Below are 3,184 nucleotides of genomic sequence, written 5' to 3' on the forward strand. Positions count from 1 at the left end.
GCTTGACGATGACCTACTCTCACATGGGGAAGCCCCACACTACCATCGGCGATGCATCGTTTCACTGCTGAGTTCGGAATGGGATCAGGTGGTTCCAATGCTCTATGGTCGTCAAGCAATTCGGTTGTCGGGTGGGGTTGAATCCACACAACGAAAAGGTCGGAAAAGTGATAGTCGTGTAACAAGGGGCAACCGCAATCTCGTGCCGTTCCAGCTTGTCGTTTCTCTTTGCTACATCATGTGCAGACCACGACCCAAATTGTTTGGGCGTTATATGGTCAAGCCACACGGGCAATTAGTACTGGTTAGCTCAACGCCTCACAACGCTTACACACCCAGCCTATCAACGTCGTAGTCTTCGACGGCCCTTCAGGGGGATCAAGTCCCCGGTGAGATCTCATCTTGAGGCAAGTTTCCCGCTTAGATGCTTTCAGCGGTTATCTTTTCCGAACGTAGCTACCCGGCAATGCGTCTGGCGACACAACCGGAACACCAGAGGTTCGTCCACTCCGGTCCTCTCGTACTAGGAGCAGCCCCTCTCAAATCTCAAACGTCCACGGCAGATAGGGACCGAACTGTCTCACGACGTTCTAAACCCAGCTCGCGTACCACTTTAAATGGCGAACAGCCATACCCTTGGGACCGGCTTCAGCCCCAGGATGTGATGAGCCGACATCGAGGTGCCAAACACCGCCGTCGATATGAACTCTTGGGCGGTATCAGCCTGTTATCCCCGGAGTACCTTTTATCCGTTGAGCGATGGCCCTTCCATACAGAACCACCGGATCACTAAGACCTACTTTCGTACCTGCTCGACGTGTTGGTCTCGCAGTCAAGCGCGCTTTTGCCTTTATACTCTACGCACGATTTCCGACCGTGCTGAGCGCACCTTCGTACTCCTCCGTTACTCTTTAGGAGGAGACCGCCCCAGTCAAACTACCCACCATACACTGTCCTCGATCCGGATAACGGACCAGAGTTAGAACCTCAAAGTTGCCAGGGTGGTATTTCAAGGTTGGCTCCACGCGAACTGGCGTCCACGTTTCACAGCCTCCCACCTATCCTACACAAGCAAGTTCAAAGTCCAGTGCAAAGCTATAGTAAAGGTTCACGGGGTCTTTCCGTCTAGCCGCGGATACACTGCATCTTCACAGCGATTTCAATTTCACTGAGTCTCGGGTGGAGACAGCGCCGCCATCATTACGCCATTCGTGCAGGTCGGAACTTACCCGACAAGGAATTTCGCTACCTTAGGACCGTTATAGTTACGGCCGCCGTTTACCGGGGCTTCGATCAAGAGCTTCGCCGAAGCTAACCCCATCAATTAACCTTCCGGCACCGGGCAGGCGTCACACCCTATACGTCCACTTTCGTGTTTGCAGAGTGCTATGTTTTTAATAAACAGTTGCAGCGGCCTGGTATCTTCGACCAGCCAGAGCTTACGGAGCAAGTCCTTCACCCTAGCCGGCGCACCTTCTCCCGAAGTTACGGTGCCATTTTGCCTAGTTCCTTCACCCGAGTTCTCTCAAGCGCCTTGGTATTCTCTACCTGACCACCTGTGTCGGTTTGGGGTACGATTTCTAGTTACCTGAAGCTTAGAGGCTTTTCCTGGAAGCTTGGCATCAACCACTTCGCGTCCTAAAAGGACACTCGTCATCAGCTCTCGGCCTTGAGATCCCGGATTTGCCTGAGATCCCAGCCTACCACCTTAAACACGGACAACCAACGCCGTGCTGGCCTAGCCTTCTCCGTCCCCCCATCGCAGTAACCAGAAGTACGGGAATATTAACCCGTTTCCCATCGACTACACCTTTCGGTCTCGCCTTAGGGGTCGACTCACCCTGCGTCGATTAACGTTGCGCAGGAACCCTTGGTCTTCCGGCGAGGGAGTTTTTCACTCCCTTTGTCGTTACTCATGTCAGCATTCGCACTTCTGATACCTCCAGCCAACTTCTCAATTGACCTTCACAGGCTTACAGAACGCTCCTCTACCGCACATCCTAAGATGCACCCGTAGCTTCGGTGTATGGTTTGAGCCCCGTTACATCTTCCGCGCAGGCCGACTCGACTAGTGAGCTATTACGCTTTCTTTAAAGGATGGCTGCTTCTAAGCCAACCTCCTAGCTGTCTAAGCCTTCCCACATCGTTTCCCACTTAACCATAACTTTGGGACCTTAGCTGACGGTCTGGGTTGTTTCCCTTTTCACGACGGACGTTAGCACCCGCCGTGTGTCTCCCGTGCTCGCACTCACTGGTATTCGGAGTTTGCATGGGGTTGGTAAGTCGGGATGACCCCCTAGCCCAAACAGTGCTCTACCCCCAGTGGTGATACACGAGGCGCTACCTAAATAGCTTTCGAGGAGAACCAGCTATCTCCGAGCTTGATTAGCCTTTCACTCCTATCCACAAGTCATCCGCTAACTTTTCAACGGTAGTCGGTTCGGTCCTCCAGTGCCTGTTACGGCACCTTCAACCTGCCCATGGATAGATCGCCCGGTTTCGGGTCTATACCCAGCGACTAAACGCCCTATTAAGACTCGGTTTCCCTACGCCTCCCCTAGACGGTTAAGCTCGCCACTGAATATAAGTCGCTGACCCATTATACAAAAGGTACGCAGTCACCCAACAAGTGGGCTCCCACTGCTTGTACGCATACGGTTTCAGGTTCTATTTCACTCCCCTCACAGGGGTTCTTTTCGCCTTTCCCTCACGGTACTGGTTCACTATCGGTCAGTCAGGAGTATTTAGCCTTGGAGGATGGTCCCCCCATGTTCAGTCAACGTTTCACGTGCGCCGACCTACTCGATTTCACGGCTAGGAGTCTTTCGTGTACGGGGCTATCACCCACTATGGCCGCCATTTCCACAGCGTTCCACTAAACTCCAAACCGCTTAAGGGCTGCTCCCCGTTCGCTCGCCACTACTTGGGGAATCTCGGTTGATTTCTTTTCCTCCGGGTACTTAGATGTTTCAGTTCCCCGGGTTCGCCTCACATACCTATGTATTCAGTATGTGATACCTGCCTTATGACAGGTGGGTTTCCCCATTCAGACATCTCCGGATCAAAGGTCGTTTGCCACCTCCCCGAAGCTTTTCGCAGGCTACCACGTCTTTCATCGCCTCTGACTGCCAAGGCATCCACCGTATGCGCTTATTCACTTGACCATATAACCCCAAACAATCTG

General features: G+C 53.0%; 2 rRNA genes. Both read right to left on the reverse strand.

The features are described from left to right. Positions 1-116: ribosomal RNA gene (gene rrf, locus H6X51_RS19615) — 5S ribosomal RNA — on the reverse strand. A 158-nt stretch (positions 117-274) separates the two neighbouring features. After that, positions 275-3,164: ribosomal RNA gene (locus H6X51_RS19620) — 23S ribosomal RNA — on the reverse strand. Between the last annotated feature and the right edge of the window lie 20 nt (positions 3,165-3,184).

Source organism: Halopseudomonas xiamenensis (assembly GCF_014219065.1).
In the GTDB taxonomy this organism is placed as follows: domain Bacteria; phylum Pseudomonadota; class Gammaproteobacteria; order Pseudomonadales; family Pseudomonadaceae; genus Halopseudomonas; species Halopseudomonas xiamenensis.